General features: G+C 59.2%; 20 protein-coding genes and 1 pseudogene. 11 read left to right on the top strand and 10 right to left on the bottom strand.

Translation table 11 applies throughout. The annotated features are described in order from the left end of the window. Positions 1-63: 63 nt before the first annotated feature. Positions 64-966, top strand: coding sequence for a LysR family transcriptional regulator (locus tag ACQG2G_RS02795; protein ID WP_023620661.1), 903 nt, complete (start codon positions 64-66; stop codon positions 964-966). Here the strand turns inward: ACQG2G_RS02795 and ACQG2G_RS02790 are convergent. Further along, positions 953-1,432, bottom strand: a complete 480-nt coding sequence (locus ACQG2G_RS02790; RefSeq protein ID WP_013095424.1) for a carboxymuconolactone decarboxylase family protein — start codon at positions 1,430-1,432, stop codon at positions 953-955. The two genes, ACQG2G_RS02795 and ACQG2G_RS02790, sit on opposite strands and share 14 nt — an antisense overlap. Before the next feature lie 102 nt (positions 1,433-1,534). Between ACQG2G_RS02790 and ACQG2G_RS02785 the strand changes: the two genes are divergently transcribed. After that, a complete protein-coding gene (locus tag ACQG2G_RS02785) occupies positions 1,535-2,923 on the top strand; it encodes a PLP-dependent aminotransferase family protein (protein WP_222169209.1) in 1,389 nt (462 codons plus the stop codon). An 86-nt stretch (positions 2,924-3,009) separates the two neighbouring features. Here the strand turns inward: ACQG2G_RS02785 and ACQG2G_RS02780 are convergent, their stop codons facing one another. Then, entirely contained in the window at positions 3,010-3,171 is a 162-nt protein-coding gene (locus ACQG2G_RS02780) for a DUF1127 domain-containing protein (protein ID WP_013095422.1), read from the bottom strand. Between the two features lie 176 nt (positions 3,172-3,347). Between ACQG2G_RS02780 and ACQG2G_RS02775 the strand changes: the two genes are divergently transcribed. Then, positions 3,348-4,763: a PLP-dependent aminotransferase family protein gene (locus tag ACQG2G_RS02775; protein ID WP_045902491.1), complete on the top strand. Its 1,416-nt coding sequence runs from the start codon at positions 3,348-3,350 to the stop codon at positions 4,761-4,763. Between the two features lie 96 nt (positions 4,764-4,859). On the opposite strand, the gene ACQG2G_RS02770 is transcribed toward ACQG2G_RS02775, so the two are convergent. The 3 genes from ACQG2G_RS02770 to ACQG2G_RS02760 all read right to left on the bottom strand — a co-directional run bounded on the left by ACQG2G_RS02770 (position 4,860) and on the right by ACQG2G_RS02760 (position 7,548). After that, positions 4,860-5,981, bottom strand: coding sequence for a cupin domain-containing protein (locus tag ACQG2G_RS02770; protein WP_348595909.1), 1,122 nt, complete (start codon positions 5,979-5,981; stop codon positions 4,860-4,862). A 136-nt stretch (positions 5,982-6,117) separates the two neighbouring features. Then, positions 6,118-6,714 (bottom strand): ATP-dependent Clp protease proteolytic subunit, encoded by a 597-nt coding sequence (locus ACQG2G_RS02765; RefSeq protein ID WP_013095419.1) that lies wholly within the window; start codon positions 6,712-6,714, stop codon positions 6,118-6,120. Between the two features lie 63 nt (positions 6,715-6,777). After that, on the bottom strand, positions 6,778-7,548 hold the full coding sequence (locus ACQG2G_RS02760) for a DeoR/GlpR family DNA-binding transcription regulator (RefSeq protein WP_013095418.1): 771 nt from the start codon (positions 7,546-7,548) through the stop codon (positions 6,778-6,780). Between the two features lie 81 nt (positions 7,549-7,629). On the opposite strand from ACQG2G_RS02760, the gene ACQG2G_RS02755 reads away from it, so the two are divergent. Together ACQG2G_RS02755 and ACQG2G_RS02750 are read left to right on the top strand one after the other, a co-directional pair. Next, positions 7,630-8,016 carry a VOC family protein gene (locus ACQG2G_RS02755; RefSeq protein WP_023620668.1) on the top strand — a complete coding sequence of 129 codons (387 nt, stop codon included), beginning with the start codon at positions 7,630-7,632 and terminating at the stop codon, positions 8,014-8,016. Between the two features lie 179 nt (positions 8,017-8,195). After that, positions 8,196-8,813 (top strand): response regulator transcription factor, encoded by a 618-nt coding sequence (locus ACQG2G_RS02750; protein WP_023620669.1) that lies wholly within the window; start codon positions 8,196-8,198, stop codon positions 8,811-8,813. Positions 8,814-8,816: 3 nt separating this feature from the next. On the opposite strand, the gene ACQG2G_RS02745 is transcribed toward ACQG2G_RS02750, so the two are convergent. Genes ACQG2G_RS02745 through ACQG2G_RS02725 form a run of 5 tightly spaced genes read right to left on the bottom strand, consistent with a single transcriptional unit; the run spans position 8,817 to position 16,028 of the window. Further along, entirely contained in the window at positions 8,817-14,399 is a 5,583-nt protein-coding gene (locus ACQG2G_RS02745) for a trifunctional serine/threonine-protein kinase/ATP-binding protein/sensor histidine kinase (protein ID WP_348595908.1), read from the bottom strand. Positions 14,400-14,408: 9 nt separating this feature from the next. Further along, a complete protein-coding gene (locus ACQG2G_RS02740; RefSeq protein ID WP_013095414.1) occupies positions 14,409-14,789 on the bottom strand; it encodes a response regulator transcription factor in 381 nt (126 codons plus the stop codon). Positions 14,790-14,811: 22 nt separating this feature from the next. Beyond that, positions 14,812-15,072 carry a XapX domain-containing protein gene (locus ACQG2G_RS02735; protein ID WP_013095413.1) on the bottom strand — a complete coding sequence of 87 codons (261 nt, stop codon included), beginning with the start codon at positions 15,070-15,072 and terminating at the stop codon, positions 14,812-14,814. Continuing rightward, complete coding sequence (locus tag ACQG2G_RS02730) at positions 15,069-15,281, bottom strand: DUF1427 family protein (protein ID WP_029882206.1); 213 nt, start codon at positions 15,279-15,281, stop codon at positions 15,069-15,071. Before ACQG2G_RS02730 ends, ACQG2G_RS02735 begins: the two co-directional genes overlap by 4 nt. A gap of 60 nt (positions 15,282-15,341) precedes the next feature. Then, entirely contained in the window at positions 15,342-16,028 is a 687-nt protein-coding gene (locus ACQG2G_RS02725) for a hydrolase (protein WP_248766755.1), read from the bottom strand. Between the two features lie 217 nt (positions 16,029-16,245). On the opposite strand from ACQG2G_RS02725, the gene ACQG2G_RS02720 reads away from it, so the two are divergent. The 6 genes and pseudogenes from ACQG2G_RS02720 to ACQG2G_RS02695 form a co-directional block, all read left to right on the top strand. Beyond that, positions 16,246-18,117 (top strand): amidohydrolase, encoded by a 1,872-nt coding sequence (locus ACQG2G_RS02720; RefSeq protein ID WP_094085394.1) that lies wholly within the window; start codon positions 16,246-16,248, stop codon positions 18,115-18,117. After that, entirely contained in the window at positions 18,117-18,524 is a 408-nt protein-coding gene (locus tag ACQG2G_RS02715; protein ID WP_248766754.1) for a DoxX family protein, read from the top strand. The genes ACQG2G_RS02720 and ACQG2G_RS02715 overlap by 1 nt, the downstream gene beginning before the upstream one ends. Then, a complete protein-coding gene (locus ACQG2G_RS02710) occupies positions 18,521-20,140 on the top strand; it encodes an MFS transporter (protein ID WP_348595907.1) in 1,620 nt (539 codons plus the stop codon). Before ACQG2G_RS02715 ends, ACQG2G_RS02710 begins: the two co-directional genes overlap by 4 nt. A gap of 30 nt (positions 20,141-20,170) precedes the next feature. Next, positions 20,171-20,992 carry an alpha/beta fold hydrolase gene (locus ACQG2G_RS02705; protein ID WP_061772803.1) on the top strand — a complete coding sequence of 274 codons (822 nt, stop codon included), beginning with the start codon at positions 20,171-20,173 and terminating at the stop codon, positions 20,990-20,992. A gap of 125 nt (positions 20,993-21,117) precedes the next feature. Continuing rightward, a complete protein-coding gene (locus tag ACQG2G_RS02700; protein ID WP_061772802.1) occupies positions 21,118-22,359 on the top strand; it encodes a hypothetical protein in 1,242 nt (413 codons plus the stop codon). A gap of 75 nt (positions 22,360-22,434) precedes the next feature. Then, a pseudogene (locus ACQG2G_RS02695) lies at positions 22,435-22,647 on the top strand (alpha/beta fold hydrolase); the annotation flags it as partial. Positions 22,648-22,674 lie beyond the last annotated feature (27 nt).

The following is a 22,674-nucleotide window of genomic DNA, read 5'->3' as shown; positions in this document are numbered from 1 at the left end:
GACTACTCCGTTGCGATAATCCACGCTATGCTGCAAGGGTTGTTTCGATTTTCAGGATAATCTATGCATCGTTCAGGTTTGACAGAGCTGGAAGTGGTGATGGCGGTGGTACGACGCGGCAGCTTTCGCGGTGCCGCCCAGGAGCTGGGTATGTCCGCCACGGCGGTGAGTAACGCCATCGCCGGGCTGGAGAGCCGCCTCGAGACGCGTCTTTTTAACCGCACTACCCGCAGCGTGGCGCTCACCGACGCCGGGCAGCGTTATGTGGCGCGCATCGGTCCGGCGCTGCAGGAAATTCGTCAGGCCGGGGAAGAGATCCACAGCGACACCGGCGAACCCGCAGGCACCCTGCGCCTGAACGTGCCGAACAATATTGGCTCCCTGTTTCTGGACCAGCTGCTGATCGACTTTATGATCCGCTACCCGAAAATGCGCGTGGAAACGGTGAGCGAGGCGCGAATGATCGATATCGTCGCCGAAGGCTACGACGCCGGGATCCGCCTTGAAGAAGCGGTGCCGCAGGATATGATCGCCGTACCGCTGACCGGAGAGATCCGCCAGCTCGTGACCGCCACACCGGACTATTTTGCCCGCCACGGTATCCCGCAAACGCCGGAGGATCTGCTGTTGCATCAGGGGATCGGGATGCGCATGGCCCACGGTGGGATCTACCGCTGGGAGCTGGCCCGTCGGGGAGTCCAGTATGCGCTGGCCGTGCCGCCGCGTTTTGCGACATCCGATCTTTTTGCCTCGATCCGCGCGGTCAAAGCGGGGCTGGGGATTGGCTTTTTACCGGAACTCTATATCCGTGATGAGCTGAAAAGCGGGGAACTGGTGAGCGTGTTAAACGACTGGACGCAGCCGTTTGCCGGGCTGCGTCTTTACTATCCAGGCCATCGCCACGTCCCGCCAGGGTTGCGGGCGCTGGTGGCGATGATCCGCGAGCGCGGGATTATTCCAGGTTAGCCTTGTTCAGTCCGTAAGCTGCGTCCAGCGAGCCGGGGGCCATGCGCGAGGTAATGCCTAAACGGTTCCAGGCGTTGATCGCCACGATGGCGAAGTTCAGCTCTGAAATCTCCACGTCAGAAAAGTGTTCCGCCACGCTGCGGTACAACGCGTCGCTCACCCCGTGAACGCCAATCTGGGTCAACGCTTCGGCGAAGGCCAGCGCCGCTTTCTCGCGAGCGCTGAACAGCGGAGATTCGCGCCAGGCCGCCAGGTGGTAAAGGCGCAGTTCGCGCTCCCCGGCAATTTTGGCCTCTTTGGAGTGCATATCCAGACAGAAGGTACAGCCGTTCAGCTGGGAAACGCGAATGTCGATCAGGTGCTTCAGCGCCGGGTCGATAGAGGTTTTCGCCACTTCCATGCTCAGGGCGGACAGCGCGTTGGCAAGGGCTGGAGTGACTTTATGGTGGTTTACGCGAGTGCTCATTGTCTTTCCTCTTATTTACACGGTATGTGTCATGCGATGAGGACAATCTACGCGGGTCATGACATAGTAAAAAGATACAAAAAACATAAAATGAGGTAGGACATGAAGCCGGGCTATCACGACATTTACACCCGCTATCGCGACAACATTACGCGCGGCGTGCTGAAGCCTGGCGATAAGGTGCCCGCCATTCGCGTACTGGCCGAAGAGCTCAAGGTGGCGCGCAAAACCGTCGAAACGGCGTATGCTATTTTAATCGGCGAAGGGTACCTGGTGAGCCAGGGCGCACGCGGCACGCGGGTCAATCCCGATCTCTTGCTGCCCGCGACGCCGGCTCCAGCGGATCACACCACCGGTACACTCCCGGCATCGCTTATCAGCCAGCGTGAACGAGCGGGTTTTCTGCGCCCCGGCATTCCCTCCCTCGACAGCTTCCCCTATAAAAAATGGTTACTGCTGGCAGGCCAGGCGACGCGCTCGATGCGCCCGGAAGAGATGCTCAATCCGCCGGTGCTGGGCTGGTATCCCCTGCGCCAGGCCATCGCCCGCTATCTGAATATCTCCCGCGGGCTCTCGTGTACCGCCGAACAGGTGTTGATCACCAGCGGCTACAGCGGCAGTCTGCGCCTGATCCTCGATACGCTCGCCAGCCGCAGCGACAAAGTGGTGTTTGAAGACCCAGGCTATTTCATGGGCCAGCAGCTGCTTAAGTGGATTGTGCCACGTCTGCACACCGTGCCGGTCGATCGCTGCGGCATCGACACGGAGTACCTGTTGCACCATCACCGCGACGCCCGTTTTGCTATCGTGACGCCCTCTCACCAGAGCCCCCTGGCGGTAACGCTCTCTCTGCCGCGTAAACAGCAGCTTCTCGACTGGGCGAGCCAGAACGGGGCGTGGATTATTGAAGATGATTACGACGGAGAATTTCACTATACCCGCAAGGTGCTGCCGTCGCTGAAAAGCCTCGATCGTCATGATCGGGTGATCTTTATGGGCACTTTCAGTAAAACCATTATGCCCTCCTTACGCATGGGCTACATCGTGATGCCCGCCAGCACGGTTGAGGCATTTACCGACTGCGCGGACATCGTCGCCAGCGGCCAGCCGGTATTGACGCAAAAAATCCTCACCACCTTTCTCAACGAGGGCCATTTTTTCCGTCATCTCAAGAAGATGCGCGCCCTGTACCAGACCCGCCGGGAGTGGATGATTGCCGCCCTGCGTGAGGTATATGGCGATCTGTTTTTCACCGAGCAGAACGACGGCGGAATGCATATCGTGGCGTTTCTGGCGAAAGGCAGCAACGATCGGGAGGTGGCGTGCTGCTGGCAAGCGCAGCAGCTGCAGGTGAATGCCCTTTCAGAGTGGTATCGCGGGTCGGGCAAACGCTACGGGCTGGTGATGGGCTATAACAACGTGCGGTCATATCAGGAGGCGGTGGATTTGCTGGAAAGACCGAAGCGGCAGACACTTACGCTGTTGAGCTAAACATCGCCCGGTGGCGCTACGCTTACCGGGCCTACGGGATCGAGTAGGCCGGGTAAGGCGCAGCCGCCACCCGGCGGCGACGTGACTCACACATCATACCGCGACAATCCAACGTCCTTGAGCTGCTCGTCGCTCATCTGGCTCAGAATGCGGCGGGTACGGTTGATGCGATACCAGTTGCAGATCGTTTTTCCGATCCAGACGAAGACAATAAACGGACGTTTTGAACGATTTTCGTAGAATTCCATGATGCTCTCCTCACCGTGTCTGTGGGGCTATGATCGTGGAAAACGGCTTTAGCAATACAGACTCAAAAACAACTTTTGTTTAACATACAGATCCGCTAAAACGGTATCTGCATGCCGTTTTTTGCGGCAATCTGTACTGGTTTTGTAATCTGTATGGTGACAACAAAGGATACAGCATGACGCGCTACCAACATCTGGCCAATCTACTGGCAGAACGCATTGAACAAGGGCTGTATCGCAGCGGTGAACGTCTGCCGTCGGTACGCGCGCTGAGCCAGGAGCACGGCGTGAGCATCAGCACCATACAGCAGGCCTATCAGATCCTCGAAAACCTGCAGCTCATCACTCCCCAGCCGCGTTCCGGCTATTTTGTGTCTAAGCGCAAGGCCCAGCCGCCGGTGCCGGCCATGACGCGCCCGGTGCAGCGCCCGGTGGACGTCACCCAGTGGGATGAGGTGATGATGCTGCTGGATGCCCGCGCCGACAAAGAGATGATCTCCTTTGGCGGCGGTTCGCCAGACGTTAACCAGCCGAGCCTGAAGCCCTTGTGGCGTGAGATGAGCCGCATCGCACAGCACAACCCCGCCGAAATGCTGAGCTATGACGTACTCGACGGGCGCCTTGAGCTGCGCGAGCAGATCGCCCGGCTGATGCTCGACGGGGGCTCCACCGTGGCGGCGAACGAGATTGTGATCACCAACGGCTGCCACGGCGCGCTCTCCATCGCCCTGCTGTCGGTCTGTAAACCAGGAGACATTGTGGCGGTGGAGTCGCCGTCGTTCCACGGCACCATGCAGATGCTGCGCGGGTTTGACATCAAGGCGATAGAAATTCCGACCGATTCGCAAACCGGGATCAGCATTGAGGCATTAGAACTGGCGCTGGAGCAGTGGCCCATCAAAGCAGTCATCCTGGTGCCCAACTGCAATAATCCGCTTGGGTTTATCATGCCGGAGTCGCGTAAGAAGCAGGTGCTGGCCCTGGCCCAGCGGCACGATATCGTGATCGTCGAGGATGATATCTACGGCGAGCTGGCAGCGGAATACCCGCGCCCGCGGACCATTCACTCCATGGATATTGATGGCCGCGTGATCCTCTGCAGTTCGTTTACCAAAACCGTGGCGCCAGGGTTACGCGTCGGCTGGATTGTGCCGGGACGCTACTACGACCGGGTGATGCACATGAAATACGCCGCGGGCGGGTTTAACGTGCCGGGCACGCAGATGGCGGTGGCGGCGTTTATCCGCGACGGCCATTATCATCGCCACGTGCGCCGTATGCGCCAGATTTATCAGCAGAATATGGAAACCTATACCTGCTGGGTACGGCAATATTTTCCGGCAGACATATGCGTGACGCGCCCGCAGGGCAGTTTTTTGCTGTGGGTGGAGCTACCGGAGAAGGTCGACATGGTGTGCGTCAGCAAGCAGCTGTGCCGGTTGAAGATCCAGGCCGCGGCCGGGTCGCTGTTTTCCGCCTCCGGAAAGTACCGCAACTGCCTGCGGATTAACGTGGCATTACCGCCGACGGATAAGCATCGCGAGGCATTGAAGAAGATGGGTGAAGCGATTGTGATTGCGATGGAGGAATAGTGCGGTTTTTTGCCGGGTGGCGGCTTCGCCTTACCCGGCCTACGCTCTTGCCGTTGTAGGCCCGGTAAGCGCAGCGCCACCGGGCAACAGGCCGCACTACTCGTCGAAATACCAGTACCCCTGGTTAATCAGCCCGGTGAGCTCCTCGACAAACGCCGGGTTGTTCAGCGCATCGCCCAGCTCGGCCTGGCCCAGCTCAGTGTAGCGGCACAGCGCGTCCGCCGCCTTCGCGTCGACTGTCTCGAGCTGTTCGCTGTTGATAAAGAAACTGCCGTTGATATTCAGCACGCGCAGGCCGCTCAGGCGAGACAATCTCTCGCCGCCCTGCAGCGCGTCCAGCACCTCCTCGGGCGCATACGGCGGCTCGGCGGCGGCGATATCCAGCTCGTGACGCGGCGTGGAGACAAAGCTACCGAACCATTTTGTGAAATCATCCGGCTTACCGATCATGTCGATCATCATCTGGCGAATGCGATCGAGCTCGTACTGCTCAATGCGCCCAGGGTGTTCGCGGCAGGTCAGATCCGGATCGCTGTAATGCTCTCCGCCCAGATCGTTTTCCAGCGCGTAATCGGCAAAGCTGCTGATCAGATCGCGGCCGTTTGGCCCCCGGAAACCCACAGAGTAGTTCAGCGCGGTTTCATGGGTGAAGCCGTCGTGCGGGAATCCAGGTGGAATGTAGAGAATATCGCCCGGCGCCAGATCTTCGTCGATGATCGGTTCAAACGGATCCACGTGCAGCAGCGCCGGATGTGGGCAGAACTGACGCATCGGCAGCTTGTCACCCACGCGCCAGCGACGGCTGCCCATCCCCTGAATGATGAACACATCGTACTGATCGATATGCGGGCCCACGCCGCCGCCCGGCACGGAGAAGGAGATCATGAGGTCATCCAGACGCCAGTCCGGCAGCACGCGGAACGGGCGCACCAGCTCCGCCGCCGGCATGTGCCAGTGGTTCACCGCCTGCGCCAGCAGCGACCAGCCGGTTTCGCCCAGGCCGTCAAAGTGCTCAAACGGACCATTGCTGGCCTGCCATTTGCCGTTGAAATGGCTCACCAGACGGCTATCGACCTCCGGCTCCATCGCCAGGCCTGCCAGCTCGTCCGGGGTAATCGGGTCGACAAAATTCGGGAAGGCATTTTTCAGCACAACGGGTTTTTTTTGCCAGTATTTCTCAATAAATTCCGGCCAGTTCAGGTTCAGTTGATACGCCATGGATAGCACCAGTGAGAGGGGAAACAGGCGCGATTATAGGCAAGAAGGCAGAGGGGGAACTTGTCATGGGTCAAACCAGCACGCGTAGGTCGGGTAAGGCGTAGCCGCCACCCGACACGTACACGGCGTTAAAAACTTAATCCAGCTTCAGATCGTCATAATGGGTAATCAGTTTACCCACAATGCCGTAATCCAGCGCTTCGGCCGGAGACATCCAGAAGTTGCGGTCGGTGTCTTTTTTCACTTTTTCCAGCGGCTGGCCGGTGGCGTCGGCGATCAGTTTGTTTACCCGGTCCAGCATGCGGATGATCTCGCGCGCTTCAATCTCAATATCCGTCGCCTGACCGCGCACGCCGCCCAGCGGCTGGTGGATCATAAAGCGGGTGTTTGGCAGCGAGTAGCGATGCTCTTTTTTCGCCGCCAGGAAGATGGTGATCCCGGCGCTCGCCACCCAGCCGGTACCGATCACGTGCACGTCCGGGCGGATGAACTTGATGAAGTCGTGAATGGTATCACCGGCTTCCACGTGACCGCCCTGGCTGTTGATGTACAGTTTGATCGGATCGTTGCTCACGCTTTGCAGCAGGATCAGCTGGGTGATGACTTTCTCTGCCAGCGCCTGGTTGATTTCACCGGAGATAACAATCGAGCGGGATTCCAGCAGCTTCTGCTGCAGTGCGCTCTGTGTCCCTTCCGCTTTATCCTTATCGCCGTCTTTCAGTGTGTAGTGCATTGTTATGTCCTCAGCATTTAGCGCTCAAAACCAGAGTGTAGCCTGTTTTACCCGTGAAAGTCCTCAGGCGCACACAATGCGAATGTCCTGGGCCGCAAACGCGTCGACAACGCCCTGTTCCAGCGCCTCTTCTACCACCAGCACATCAATGTCCTGACACGTCGCCACCACAAAGCGCGCCACGCCGGGAAGTTTGTCTGCCGTCAGGGCCACGATGGTCTGGTTGCTCTGGGCGATAACCGCCTTTTTGAATTCGCAGTCGGCAAAGTCAAAGCCGGTGAGTCCCATTTGCGGATCCATCGCGCAGCCGCCAATAAAGGCCTGATCGAAGATAATGCCCTGGATCTGACCCGCGGCCGTGGCACCCACCGACCCGCCTGATGCCCGCTGGATCTGCCCGCCGGTGATGATCACCTCGCACAGGGGATGGCGCAGCAGTTCCGTGGCGATGGCCGGGGAGTTGGTCACCACCGTGACGTTGAGATCCGCCGGGAGCGCTTTCGCCAGCGCCAGGTTTGTTGTCCCCGCGTCGATAAAAATGCACCCGCCCGCCTGAACCAGCGTTGCTGCTTTCTGCGCGATTGTGTGCTTTTCTGCACTTATTTTCTGCTCGCGGCTTAAAAAATTACCCGCATCCGGAAGCTGAAGCACCGCGCCGCCGTAGACCTTTTTGCAATAGCCCTCTTTGCTAAGTTCATGTAAATCACGGCGAATAGTGTGCTCGGATACGTTCATCTGGCTCGCCAGCTCGGTACAGACCACCCTTCCGCTCTTCTGAAGGATCTGGCGGATCCGCGCTTGTCGCTGTTCAGGAAAAGCTGCATAATCGAGCATTGAAAGTCCTTTAAAAATTCTAATCGAGTATCAATGCGCATAATGTTGCATAACCGCGCAACACAAACAACGAGGGTTACAATGAATATTGCACATGTCGCACTCTGGACCCGCAGCCTTAACGCCCAGGTTCAGTTCTGGGAAACGGTGTTTAATGGCCGCAGCAACGCACGCTACGTCAGTAAAAATCGTCCGGGCTTTGAGTCCCATTTTATTACCCTGGACGAGGGGCCGACGATTGAGCTGATGACCATTCCGGATCTGCCCGACGCGCCTGCCCACCCGGAATTTATCGGCTGGGCGCATATCGCCATCAACGTCGGCGGAAAAGCACAGGTGGACAGCATGGCGGCACTGGCCAGGGCAAACGGCACGCTGCTTAGCGCCCCGCGTATGACCGGGGACGGCTTCTATGAAGCGGTAATCGCGGACCCGGACGGCAATCGCATTGAGCTTGTCGGTGCATAAAAACAGCGTTTCGTTCCTTCACCGCCCCTGCTCCGGCTCGCTATACTTCATATGGTTATCATATTGTTAAATGATAATGATATTTAATGTGTTAAGATGAAAGTCAGCATAAACAGTCTCTTACGTAACCAAAGGGACGGTTTGCATCCTCGACATTTAAATCAGCACCGGGGCGGTGAATGGAACACATTGTGTATGTGGTTGATGACGATGACGCCGTCAGGCAGTCCGTGACCGGGCTACTGGAATCGGCAGACCTGAACGCTATCGGCTTTTCATCGGCAGAAGCATTTCTTCAGCACCGCTTCGAGGATCTGCCTTCGTGCGTGATCCTCGATATGCAAATGCCCACCATCTCCGGTTTTGAGGTGGCTGATGCCCTCAGGGACAGCGGGCGTGAGATCCCGATTATTTTCCTCACCGGCCACGGCACCATCCCGATGTCGGTTCGTGCCATCAAAGGCGGGGCCTATGAGTTTCTGACCAAACCGGTTGAATCCGCCGCGCTTATCGACGCCATTGAATCCGCGCTCCGGCTGGCGGAAAACAACGCCGTGCGTAATAAAGAGCACTACGCCCTGAAGCAGCGCCATATGTCTCTTACCCCGCGCGAACATGAAGTGCTCCAGCTGGCGATAAGCGGCCTGCTGAACAAGCAGATCGCCGCCGAGCTTGGGGTGAGCGAAATCACGGTGAAAGTCCATCGCCGCCGCGTGATGGAGAAGATGCAGGTGCGCTCCGTGGCAGAACTGGTCAGGGTCGTGGAACGCCTGAGCAAAAGTCTGCCAACGGAATAGCCGTTACCCTTCCTGTGCCGCAAGTGGCAGCCTAAAGGCAAAGACGGTGCCGTGCGGCTCCCGGCGGCGCGCGCTCAGTTTCCCGCAGTGCCGCTCAATGATGCTGGCGCTGATGGTCAGCCCCATCCCCATGCCCTGCGCTTTGGTGGAATAGAACGAGTCAAAAATCTTCTCCAGCCGCTCAGGCTCTATGCCGCTGCCGGTATCGGCTATCTCCACCAGCACTCTCCCTTCTGCATTGCTGGTGCTGATGGTGATGGTGCAAGAGCGATCTTTCACCTCGGCCATCGCCTCTACCGCGTTCATCACCAGGTTGAGCAGCACCTGCTGGATCTGCACGCTGTCGCCAGTGATAAAGCTGTCCTGCGCCTGCAAAAGGTAATCGACGCTAATGTGTCGCTGCTCAAGCTCGCTGCGCGACAGCGCAATGATATGGTGGACCAGGTAGTGCAGATCGATGCGTGAGAAGGTCGGATCCTGCTTGCGCGTCAGGGACTGAATGCTGCGGATGATCTCCCCCGCCCGCGCCCCTTCAGCGGCGATCTCCTCCAGCCCTTCACGCACTTTATCCAGCCGGGCTGGCTCCCGGTTGAGCCAGCGCAGGCTCGCCCCGGCGTTGGAGACGATCGACATCAGCGGCTGGTTGATCTCATGGGCAATGGAAGAGGTCAATTGCCCAACGGTGGTCGCCCGGGAAACGCGCGCCAGATCTGCCTGCGCCACCCGCATCGCATCTTCCGCCGCCCGCTGGCTGGTAATGTCGGTGATGATGCCGTAATACTCGTTCACCTCGCTGCCCACGCCCACCGGATCGCCAATCCCGAGAATATAGCGGGTTGAGCCATCGGTACGGTTAATGCGGAACTCCGCCCGCATGGAGAGCCCTTCGCGTACGCTTTGGGTGACGATGGTACTGATCCGGGCGTAATCATCCTGATGCACAAAGGTCAAAAACTCCGCCATGGAGATCTTCTTTTGCTGTTCAGGCAGGCCGAGGATTCGGGCGTACTCCTCAGAGATAAACATCAGATCCTGCTCCAGCTCCCAGCGCCAGCTGCCGGTGTGGCTGATCTGCTCGCCCAGCATCAGCGAGGTCTGGCTGGATCGCAGCTCTTTCTCCACGCGACGACGCTGGATGTTTTCCGCCAGCAGCTCGGCATACAGGCGCGCCGTCTCCAGCGAGACCGCCGCCTGCGCCCCCAGCAGGCTCACCACACGGGAGTGCTCGGCGGTAAAGACCTCCGGCATCAGGCGATTTTCCAGGTAGAGCACGCCCACCAGCCGCGCCTGTTTGAACATCGGGACGCACATCACGGCCGCCCCCGAGGTCACGAGATAAGGATCCTGGCTAAAGGGGTGGAACTCTTCCGGCTTGCCGGTGCGGATCTCCTGTCCGGTGCGGATCACCGCCGCCAGCACCGACAGCGGCATATCGGTCGCCATCGGGACCTCTTTCAGGATCCGCACCCGCACGCCGTCGGTACTGGTCCACGCGCTGGCCTCGATCTCCGGGATATGGTTGTCGCTCACGCGCAGCAGCAGACCGCGCTGCGCCCCGGCCCGTTCAAGCAGCAGCGTCATCAGGTTTTCAATCAACCGCTCAAGGTTAATTTCTTCAGACAGCGCGCGTGACGCCTTGATCACGCTTTGCAGATCGCGAATCACTTCATTCTGCGCGAAAGCCACCGTGTCGTACGCGCTGGCCTGGGCGGAGCTCAGAAGATGCGGAAAATCCTGCTCAAGCTGGCGCACTTTTGCCTGTGCACCGGCGCGGCCCCAGGCGGCGATCGCCCCGCGGAAGTGGGCGTCCGAGGCGGTCGGATAGCCGCAGGCAAGGGCAAAGCGCCCTGCCAGCTCGTGGGCCAGCGCGTTCAGCGGATTAAAACCACCCTCCCGCGAGAGGCGCACCGCTTTCTCATACTGCTCAAGCGCAATGCTGTTCATCCCGTCCAGACGCACGATTTCGGCGTAAATCAGCGCCTCTTTGTCGGCAAACGTGCCCGGATTAATCCGTGCCCAGAGGGCGATTTTGTCGTAGTGGGCGTGAATGCTGCGACGGTGATTCGCCGAGAAGGTCTCCGGCGTAAGCTGTCTGGAAAGCGACAGGGCGCTGTAGAGATGGTAATCCAGCAGGTGAATGTGGCCAGGCGCAGACCACGCGAACCAGCCCGCCTGCTCCAGCTCCGCCTGCGCGGCGGCATACTCCCCGCAGGTAAAGTGCGCCATCCCACGGTATAGCCAGTACCAGAACAGCATGGTCGAGGTCTGCTCCGGGGCCTGCTCAGGCGCCGCTGGCAGCATCGCTTCAGGCAGCACCTGCGCGGCGCTCCAGGTGCCGATGACCGGCGTACGCAGAAACTCAACGTAGCCGCGCTGGAGCATCAAAATCGTTTCGATGTCCTGGAAGTGGGTTTTACGGACAAAGGCCAGACCGCGATCGATGCTGGTCAGCACCCCGTCCAGATGATCGCCCCGCGAGAGGAAGTTGATCACCTGATGGCAGGCTGCAAAGCAGGCCACCGTCATATCACCGTGAGTGACGGCGGCGGTAAAGCAGGCCTTGGCGCACTCGATGGTGAACGACAGCGGCTGGGTCCAGACGCTGAGCTGATCGAGCGGCAGCAGGGTTTTGGCTTCAAAGGCATCGTAGCCGTGACGGTTTACCAGCTCGCGGGCCAGCGTGCCGTACTGGAAACCAAGGCGATACTCGGCGTAGCGTTGGCCAATCAACACCCCAAACCAGGCCATCGCCGTGGTGGAGGCGCCGGTGATACCGTGGTCGAGGGTCAGGTGCATCATGCGACAGAGCAGCAAAAAGTGCAGGCGCGGACAGATAAAACTGGCGCAAATGCTGGCGCTATACAGCAGGTTCATCACCGCTTCGGTTTGCGGGTTGTCCATTTGCGAGAGCTGGACAAAATACTGTTGCGGCGCCTCACCCACGCGGTTGCAGAAGTGTTTCCAGGCTTCGTCGCACTCGACGTCTTCCGGGTAGTGGCTGATCTGGATACCAAAAATCCCCAGCCAGCACAGCGCCGCCTCCAGCGCCAGACGGCTGTCGGACTGGCGAATGTAGACTTCCACCAGCAGGTTAGCCGCCAGCGCTTTTTCAGTCAGCCCGCCGGGGCAGCCGAGGATCGCGTCACACAGCTCGCGGGTTCGCTCCAGGTGGCCGAGCGCAAATTCACAGCCCGCCTCTTCGATGTCGAGCATAAAGTCAGACACCTTCCCGGCATTGCCCAGCGCTCTGGCGGTCTGAATGTAGCTCAGGGCCGAATGATAATCGCCGGTGCGCTTCGCCCGCCGTGCGGCCAGCAGGCTGAGTTCGCGGAACATCTGGCGCTGCGGCGCAGGCTGAATGCTGTCCAGCGCGGCCGTCACGTGGTGCACGGCGCGGAACAGCAGTTCGTTCCCCGCCGCCTGACGCGCGGCCTCGGCCAGCAGGCTGGCGGTGGTCAGGTGCAGGTGGCTCCTCTCACGCTGATCCAGCAGTGCGAAAGCAGCCTCCTGCACCCTGTCGTGGGTAAAGGCATACGCTTTTTCCGTCAGCACAATCAGCTGCGCCATCACCGCCGGGTGCAGCGCATAACGGATTTCCGCCACCGACATCCCGACCACGCGGCACAACATCTCCAGCTCGCCCGTGCCGCCAAGACAGGCAATGCTGCCCAGCAGACGACGCGTCTCGTCGGGCATCTCTTCAAGCTTTTCCAGCACCAGGGTGACGACATTTTCGGTGTAATGCCGGGCGCGGATCGCCTGCAGATCGTACTGCCATTTGTCCTGATACTTGTTATGCACCACCAGCCCGTCATCAACAATGCGGCGGAAAAACTCATGCACGAACAGCGGGTTGCCGCCGGTTTTTTCGTGGATAAGCGTGGCGAGATCGGTTGTTGTGGCGCTGCGCACGCGAAACAGCGTGCCCAGCCAGCGTGCTACCGCCTTCACCGTCAGCGGCTGCGGGATAATCTCGATGGCGTGTTGCGCCGACGCCGGCAGGCTCGCGAGCTGCTGCTGTAACGCGGGATCGGACAACGAGGCGATGTCCCGGTGCGCCACCACCAGCAATAGCGGAATGGCACCGCAGGTCGCCAGCAGGTGCTTCAACGTTTGCAGGCTGGCGGCGTCGCTCCACTGCAGATCGTCAAGCAGCAAGACCAGCGGACAGCCCTGCGAGGCAAAGGTTTTAACCAGCGCCAGCACCATATGGCTGAAGCGGGCCCGGGCATCAATGGAAAATGTATCTGCCGAGAAGCGAGGTTTACACTCCAGCAGCAACCCCAGCTCGGGCACCAGGCTGACGGCCAGCTCTTCATATCCTTCCAGGGCGCGCGAGAGGCGGATTTTCCACTTCGCCACCTCTTCCGCAGGCAGCCCGAGCAGGTGCAGCGTCAGGGTGCGAAACGCCGAGCTTAATACGCCGTAGGGTAACGTCGGCGAAAACTGATCGACCTTGCCCACCGCCAGCAGCACCCTGCGCTGCTGCAACGTTTTTAGCGCCGTGGCGATAATCGAGGATTTACCGATCCCCGACGGCCCGCCGATCGTCACCAGCTCCGGCACAATGTTTTGCCCCACCCGCTCAAACGCGGCGATGACGTCGTTTGCCTGCGGATGCGCCGCAAACAGGGAGTCCGCCAGATGGATCGCCGGCGTCCGGTCCTGCTGGCCTGGCGTAAAGGCGACGATCTCGCCTTCGGAGGTTAACGTCGCCTGACAGCGTCGAAGATCGGCAATCAGCCCGTCGACGGTCTGGTAGCGGTTATCGGGTTGCTTCTCCAGCAGCTTGAGGATGATGGTCGACAGCATGTCGGGCACATCCGGGCGCAACACGGCGGGAGAGAGCGGCTCAGAGGCAATGTGGTAATGCGCCCAGTTGGTCTGCTCGTTCTCGCCGAGCTCAAACGGCAGGCGTCCGGTCAGGAGCTCATAAAGCACAATGCCCAGGCTGTAGAGATCGCTGCGGCAATCGACGGCCCGCTGTGTGCGGGTGGTGTGCTCCGGGGACATATAGGCGGGCGTACCGCCAGAGACGGCCAGCCGGGTCTGGGAAAAGGCCCCGGAGATACTGCATGAGAGGCCAAAGCTGCCCAGACGGCAGGTTGAATCGTGATGAACAAAGATATTGCCGGGCTTGATATCGCCGTGGATCAGGTTCTGCAGGTGCATCTGACGCAGCGGCGTGCTGATCTGGATCGCCAGCTCGATAAACCGGGCGATCCCCGAGATCGCCCTGCCCGCGCGTCGCGCCAGCAGCTCAAACGAAAATGGCGCATACACCAGTGCAAAACGCCCCCGGTACTGGGTGGAGGCCACGGCGCGAATGGCCCAGCTGTCCTGAAGGTGATCGCGCAACGCAAACTCATTTTTGAGCAGCCGGGTGGCCCGCTCTTCCTCTTCGTCGCTGACCGCGGTGGCAATGATAAAGGAGCCGCCAGAATGGGGATGTCGGGCGTTCATCCAGGAGATCCCGCCCTCCTGCGCCAGCACGGTAAAAATGACATCCTCTTTAAGGACAAAAACCCGCCCATCATGGAGATTTCCCTGGGCGGGCCAGAATGCAGGCAGCTCGTTTTCGTTCATCCGCGATCCTTATTGTCGGCGGGCCAGCTCCCGCTGAATATGATCCAGCAGAATATCGATGTTAATAGGCTTACGCAAAAATGCAGCGGCGCCCAAATCAAGAGCGTACCGCTGCATATTTTCATCAGCATGACCGGAGATAAAGAGTACGGGGGGAGGCGGGGCAGCCAACAGCCGCAGCTTTTCAAACAGCTCCAGGCCGTTCATGCCCCGCAGCTTGATATCGGTGATCACCAGCGCCGCGCCGGACAGGGCGAACGGGTGGCTCAGAAACACCTCTGCCGAATCAAACGTGTCGGTCGCATACCCTTCCGACTCCAGGAGGTTACTCAGCCCGCTGCGGACAGAACGTTCGTCATCAATGATGGCAATGCGCCACGGCAGCGTCATGCTGTTATTCCTCAAAAAATCATTAAACGTCGCGGTTTTCCTTCACGGGCGCGGGAGGCGCCGTGCCGCTGATTTTCGGCACACACTCGTGACGAAACCAGGCCAGAGTCAGCGGTTCGCGATTCAGTATGCGACGTCCCACCGGGATCAGCTGTTCGCCCACCAGCATGCCAAACAGGCCAAGCAGGGCGACAACCGGCGGTGCCGGAGAGTGGACGTTGAGCAGAGCGTAAATTACCCCAGCCAGCACGCCGCACACCAGCGAAATTATCCAGGCCTTCATGATGACTCTCCTGCCGGATGGTGAACCACTGCCGGAACGCTGGCCACGCTGTCGCGGGCTAACAGATGGCGCGTCGCCTGCTCCCCGGCCAGCATCCCCAGCAGGCCAATCAGCGCCAGCGCGGGCGGCGCGGGGGAGCGTACCTTCAGCGCGGCATACATCAGGCCGATCAACACGCCTGCCGCAAGGGATATCAACCCTGTACTCATAGAGAACTCCAGAAAGCAGTCAGTGGCAGGCCGGATGAGGGACCAGCCTGCCGCCGGGACTTAGCGGGCCGGGACCGGCGCTAAGGTACGGTGCTCGCTCTTCTGGCGAGACGGCGCTTTGTGCACCATGGTGTAAGCGTAATCCACGCCTATGCCGTACGCGCCGGAGTGCTCGCGCACGATATCCATCACCGCGGTGTAGGTCTCTTTACGCGCCCAGTCGCGCTGCCACTCCAGCATCACCTGCTGCCAGGTCACCGGGATCACGCCCGCCTGGATCATGCGCTGCATGGCGAAGTCGTGGGCTTCTTTGGTGGTACCGCCGGACGCGTCCGCCACCATATAAATTTCGTAGTCGCCTTCCAGCATTGCGCACAGGGCAAAGCTGTTGTTGCACACTTCGGTCCACAGACCGGCAACCACCACCTTCTTCTTGCCGTTGGCTTTCAGCGCGTCGCGCACCTTCTGGTCATCCCAGGAGTTCATGGAGGTACGCTCCAGAATGTCCTGGCCCGGGAACACGTCCAGCAGCTCCGGGTAGGTGTTACCGGAGAAGCTTTCAGTCTCTACGGTGGTGATGATGGTCGGGATGTTGAACACTTTGGCCGCTTTCGCCAGCGCCACGGTGTTGTTTTTCAGCACCTGGCGGTCAATAGACTGCACGCCAAACGCCATCTGTGGCTGGTGGTCGATGAAAATAATCTGACAGTTCGCAGGGGTTAATACTTCGAGCTTTGAAGAGGTCATAGCATTTTCCAGTGGTTAAGGGTGAAATCGCCGTGAGTGCCACGCCGATAAAGTCGCCCCCATCCTGCGGCCTTCTGCGCCTGTGCGTAATTATCTCTTCGTATAGTTAACCTTAGGTATAGTTATACTTTGGTATACCTATCCTATTGTATAACTGGATCTTTGCCGAAACCGGTTCCCATAATCCTGACCATTCCCCTCTCAGTCAGGAGCAGTTATGGTTACCCTTGGAAAAGCCGATCTCATTCTGGTTAACGGCCAGTTTCACACCGTCGATCGCGAGAATCCTGTGGCGGAAGCCGTCGCCGTGCGCGACGGAAAATTTCTGGAAGTGGGTACCGTCGCCGAGGTGATGCAACACCACTGCGACGGCACTAAAGTGGTGGATTTAAAAGGCCACACCGCCATCCCCGGCCTGAACGACTCCCACCTGCACCTCATTCGCGGCGGGCTGAACTACAACCTCGAGCTGCGCTGGGAAGGCGTGCCGTCTCTGGCCGATGCCCTGCGGATGCTGAAAGAACAAGCCCTGCGCACGCCATCGCCCCAGTGGGTGCGCGTGGTGGGCGGCTGGAGCGAGTTCCAGTTTGCCGAACGCCGCATGCCAACCCTGGATGAAATTAACGACGCCGCGCCGGATACCCCAGTCTTTATCCTGCACCTCTACGACCGCGCCCTGCTCAACCGCGCCGCGCTGAAGGTGGTCGGCTACACCAAAGACACGCCAAACCCGCCGGGCGGCGAGATCCAGCGCGACGCCAACGGCAACCCGACCGGGATGCTGATCGCCCGTCCGAACGCCATGATCCTCTACGCCACGCTGGCCAAAGGGCCGAAGCTGCCGCTGGAGCAGCAGGTTAACTCCACCCGCCAGTTTATGCGCGAGCTGAACCGTCTGGGGCTGACCAGCGCCATCGACGCGGGCGGCGGCTTCCAGAACTACCCGGAAGATTACGAGGTGATTGCCGAGCTGCACGAGAAAAAGCAGATGACCATCCGCATCGCCTATAACCTGTTTACCCAGCGTCCGGGCCACGAGCTGGAAGACTTTGAAAAATGGACCGACATGCTCACGCCGGGCCAGGGCAGCGACTTCTTCCGCCACAACGGCGCGGGCGAGATGCTGGTCTTCTCCGCCGCCGATTTTGAAGACTTCCTCGAACCGCGCCCGGACCTCGCGCCGGGCATGGAAGACGAGCTGGAGCGCGTGGTGCGCCATCTGGTGGAGCACCGCTGGCCGTTCCGCCTGCACGCCACCTATAACGAATCCATCAGCCGCATGCTGGACGTCTTCGAGAAGGTGAACCGCGACATTCCGTTCAACGGCCTGCACTGGTTCTTCGACCACGCTGAAACCGTTACCCAGGCCAACATCGACCGCATCAAAGAACTGGGCGGCGGCATTGCCGTCCAGCACCGCATGGCCTTCCAGGGCGAATACTTCGCCGAGCGTTACGGCATCGAAGCCACCCGCCATACGCCACCGGTGGCAAAAATGCTGGAGACCGGCGTACCGGTGGGCTTAGGCACCGATGCCACCCGCGTGGCGAGCTATAACCCGTGGACCGCCCTCTACTGGCTGGTCTCTGGCCGCACCGTCGGCGGGATGCAGATGTACGATCACAGCGCCCGTCTGGACCGCGACACCGCCCTGATGCTCTGGACCCAGGGCAGCGCGTGGTTCTCCAGCGAACAAAACCAGAAGGGGCAGATCAAAGTCGGCCAGCTCGCCGACCTGGCGGTGCTGAGCAAAGACTACTTCCGCGTGCCGGAAGAGGAGATCAAGGGCATCGAATCCGTCCTGACGGTGGTCAACGGCGATATCGTCTACGCCGCAGGCAGCTTTGGCCCGCTGGCCCCGCCTGCCATTCCGGTCCTGCCTGAGTGGTCCCCGGTGGTGAAGGTGCCGGGCCACTACCGCAGCGCGCCGCCGCAGGCCACACGCGTGGGTATGAACGCCGTCCACCACTGCAGCGGCCCGTGCGGGGTGCACAGCCACCAGCATGATTTTGCGCGCACGTCAGAGATACCGGTGTCGGACGATAACGCATTCTGGGGGGCGCTGGGCTGCAGCTGCTTTGCATTCTGATGAAAAACACCTTTGCTCCGCCCCGGGTCGACCTGGGGCTGTTTTTCCTGCGTCTGACCGGCAGCCTGCTGTTGCTGTACGTGCACGGCCTGCCGAAGGTGCTGCACTTCAGCGAAGAGCTGACGCGCATTGAAGATCCGTTCGGCTTCGGGCCCTGGGCGAGCCTGATCCCGGCGATTGTCGCCGAGGTGATTTGCCCGCTGTTTATCATTGCGGGCGTCTACACCCGCCTGGCGTGCCTGCCGATTATCGCCGTGCTGCTGGTGGCGATGCTGGCCGTCCACCCGAACTGGTCGATTGCCGAAGGGCAGTTTGGCTGGCTGCTGCTGATTATCTTCACCACCCTTGCCCTCACCGGGCCGGGCCAGTGGCGGCTGCAGCGTAAGGTAACGGAGAGATTCGCATGACCCAGGTTAACGACGTTCGCGACGCACACGTCGAGACGACGCCCGCACCAACGGTTTCACCCTGGCAGCCGCTGAGCCAGCCGGTGTTCCGCATGCTGTGGATCGCCACGGTGGTCTCTAACGTCGGCTCATGGATGAGCGACGTCGGCATCAACTGGAGCATGCTGACCCTGAGCGCCGATCCGCTGGATATCGCGCTGGTACAGGCGGCCAGCAGCCTGCCGATGTTCCTCTTCGCCCTGCCGTCCGGGGTGATGGCGGACATCGTCGACCGACGTAAATACCTGCTCTTCTCCCAGCTGTGGGTGTTCATCGCCGCCGCCGGGCTGACGGTGCTCTCCTTCACCGGACACGTCACCCCCACCGTTCTGCTGGTGGCGACGTTTCTGCTGAGCGTGGGGGCGGCGATGAGCTCGCCGCCGTTCCAGGCCGTGGTGCCCGATCTGGTGAGCAAGCCCGAGCTGGGCGCCGCCGTGGCGCTCAACTCGCTCGGGGTGAACATCAGCCGGGCGATTGGCCCCGCGCTGGGCGGTTTTCTCATGTCGCTCGCCGGGCCGTGGATGGTGTTTGCCCTCAACGCGCTGTCCGTGGTCGGCGTGGCGTGGGTGCTGTGGCGCTGGCGTCCGGCCCCGTCCATACAGCGCCTGCCGCCGGAGCACTTCTTCTCTGCGGTGCGCTCCGGGATTCGCTACGTGCACGCCGCGCCGGTGCTGCGCAACGTGCTGGTGCGCACGGTGGCCTTCTTCGTTTTCGGCAGCGCGGGCTGGGCACTGCTGCCGCTGGTGGCGCGCCGCGAGCTGGGCTTAGGCCCGGCGGGCTACGGCGTGATGCTGGCGTGCATTGGTCTGGGGGCGATTGCCGGGGCCATCCTGCTGCCCCGTCTGCGCCAGCGGCTGAACGCCGACCGCCTGATGGTGGCCGCCAGCCTGACCTTTGCTCTCACCATGCTGGCGCTGGCGTTCGTACGCCACTTCTGGCTGCTGAATCTGTTTGAGTTTTTCACCGGCTTCGCGTGGATTGCGGTGCTGTCGACCCTCAACCTCGGCGCGCAGCGCAGCGCCGCCCGCTGGGTGAAGGCCCGCGCGCTGGCGGTTTACCTGACGGTGTTCTTTGGCTCGATGACCACGGGCAGCGCCATCTGGGGGCAGATCGCTTCCCGGTTCGGCACCCCGACCTCGCTGGTAGTCGCCACGCTGGGGATGGTGCTGGCAAGCGCCACCGTGTTCCGCTGGAAGCTGGGCAAAGATCCGGACCTGAACCTCGACCTGAGCGGCCAGCCGCTGGACGGCGTGGAGATTGACCTGCCGAACGAGCGCGGCCCAGTGCTGGTATCGCACGAGTACATCATCGACCCGCACAACGCGAAGGCCTTCCTCGAGGCGGTCCACGAGCTGCGCCGGGTGCGCCGCCGCGCCGGGGCGATGAGCTGGGCGGTATACGAAGATATCGAGCGCCCCGGCCTGTTTATCGAGACCTTCCTGATGGGCTCGTGGATTGAGCATCTGCGCCAGCAGGAGCGCCACACCATGAATGACCTCCTGCTGCAGAGCCGCGTTCTGGCTTTTCATCAGGGCACAACATCACCGGCAATACGCTACCTGGTCGCGCCGGTATAACCATAATCATCACCTGCACAGGAACACACTATGGCAACGTTTAAGGCAAAAGACGGCACGCAGATTTACTACAAAGATTGCGGCGCGGGCAAACCGGTTCTCTTCAGCCACGGCTGGCCGCTGGACGGCGACATGTGGGACAGCCAGCTGAACTACCTGGCCGAGCGCGGTTTCCGCGCCATCGCCTTTGACCGTCGCGGCTTTGGCCGCTCGGATCAGCCGTGGAACGGCTACGACTACGATACCTTTGCGTCCGACATCAACGACCTGATTACCACCCTGGACCTGCAGGACGTGACGCTGGTGGGCTTCTCCATGGGCGGCGGCGACGTGACCCGCTACATTAACAACTACGGCAGCGCGCGCGTAGCCGGTCTGGCGCTGCTGGGCGCGGTCACGCCGATCTTCGGTAAATCAGATACCTTCCCGCAGGGTGTGGATCAGAGCGTGTTCGACGGCATTCGCGACGGACTGCGTAAAGATCGCGCCCAGTTCATCAGCGACTTCGCCACCCCGTTCTACGGCATCAATGCCGGGCAGACCGTCTCTGCCGGTGCCCTGACCCAGACGCTGAACATCGCCCTGCTGGCGTCACTGAAGAGCACCATCGACTGCGTGACCGCGTTCGGCGAAACCGACTTCCGCCCGGATATGGCGAAAATCGACGTGCCGACGCTGGTGATCCACGGCAGCAACGACCAGATCGTGCCGTTTGAAAGCACCGGCAAGCTGGCGGCAGAGATGATCAAAAACGCCACGCTGAAGGTGTACGATAACGCGCCGCACGGCTTCGCGCTGACCCACCAGGACCAGCTCAACGAAGATCTGCTGGCGTTTGTGAAGTCGCTGTAAGTTCCCGGGGCTGACGCCAGAAGGCGTCAGCCTGAAGATGCACTTCCGGACATACCAAATTTGAGCGTAGAACTCCCTCTCCCTTGTGACTAGTATTCCTTCATTTCGAAGGGAGACTACATAAGATGAATATCCAGTTTCATAAGCGGCTAACTCGAAAGTTTATCATCGCTATTTTAACATCCTCTTCATTTGTCACAGCCTGTACATTTAGCGTTATATGGTTCTATCTTGCGAATATTGACCGGCTTGATATTTTATATGATGCGTTGAGCGTGAGTAGTGCAGTAGGAATAATATTTGGGTTTACCCTTGTCTCACTACTTGGCTTCAGCCTTGTCATTTTTATCTCATCTTTCCTTGCTTACTTAATTTACACTGCACATGAGAAAGAGTTTGTTAAATACGAAGGTTTGACACATAGCTTTACCTCAGTCTGTTTTGGTAATAGCGTTGTGATGTGCGTTGTGCTTATCGGAGCGTTCTGCTTACAATTTTTTCTGCATGTAAATGGTTTTATCGTTCTTGCCTTAGCGATAGCAATAATACTGGCCGCATCGTATGGCTTATGCTACAAGCTTATGTTCAACGTTCAATCATATAAGGATGTTGATGATACGCGTGATGTAAAATATTTTCAGAAAAACGCCGTCAGGAACTGGCTGCCTCTGTTATTGATTGCCCCTGCTTTTACACAAATCTTCCCACTCATTTTTATCGCGGGTCAGCTAGATTTTAACGAAGAAAGTAATACGTTCTTACAGGTTATCATTTTCCTTGCACTCTCGGTCGCGATGATTATTGTGGGTATCTTCCCAGGAATGATCCTGATAAACGAAAAGAAAAATAAAAATTTATTGCAAATAATCATTTATACACTAATCATTATTCCTGTCAGCATGCTTGTCCTGACAATGATTTTCCGCCCCACCCCCAATATGATCATTAACATGACCATGAACCTTTCCGGCATTAGCGACTGGCGCACACATCAATATTACATAGATACTCAAACTCACCCGCCAGCGATGTTTGATGGTTTAACATGGAACACACGTTACTATAAAGATATCCCTTCGAGATTCTTTATCACCGGCGTAAACATTTTCTCGCTTGGAAACATTCAGCTTATTTGCCCTACGCAAATCAATCATGCCAGATCGCTGAGCCTGAAAACTACGCCAGACAACTTTGACGAATATGACCTTCGCATAAAACGGTTAAAAAACACCGCTATGAAATGTATCCCGTTTAAGAAGGATGAGATACACCAATGGGATTCGCCTATAGCTGAACCTGTTTATTTTCAGAAAATTAAATCTACCGGTGATAGCCTTTTATTAAAGTTGCTTCATGATATCAAGTAGCTTTTTAAGAAACGCCCGCAGCGCGGGCGCTACTTAATCAATTCACCGTAAGCGGAGGATCATGCTTCTGCCCGGGCTCACCGCGTTATGGCCAAATTCGACGTGCCGACGCTGGTGCTCCACGGCAGCAACGACCAGATCGTGCCGTTTGAAAGCACCGGCAAGCTGGCGGCAGAGATGATCAAAAACGCCACGCTGAAGGTGTACGACAACGCGCCGCACGGCTTCGCACTGACCCACCAGGACCAGCTCAACGAAGATCTGCTGGTGTTTGTGAAGTCGCTGTAAGTCATTACGCGAAGCCTGATGGCGCTT

Origin of the sequence: Enterobacter cloacae complex sp. 382A5 (assembly GCF_050031095.1) — a bacterium.
Taxonomy (GTDB): Bacteria; Pseudomonadota; Gammaproteobacteria; order Enterobacterales; family Enterobacteriaceae; genus Enterobacter; species Enterobacter cloacae.
This window is presented reverse-complemented; position numbering and strand designations above follow the sequence as displayed.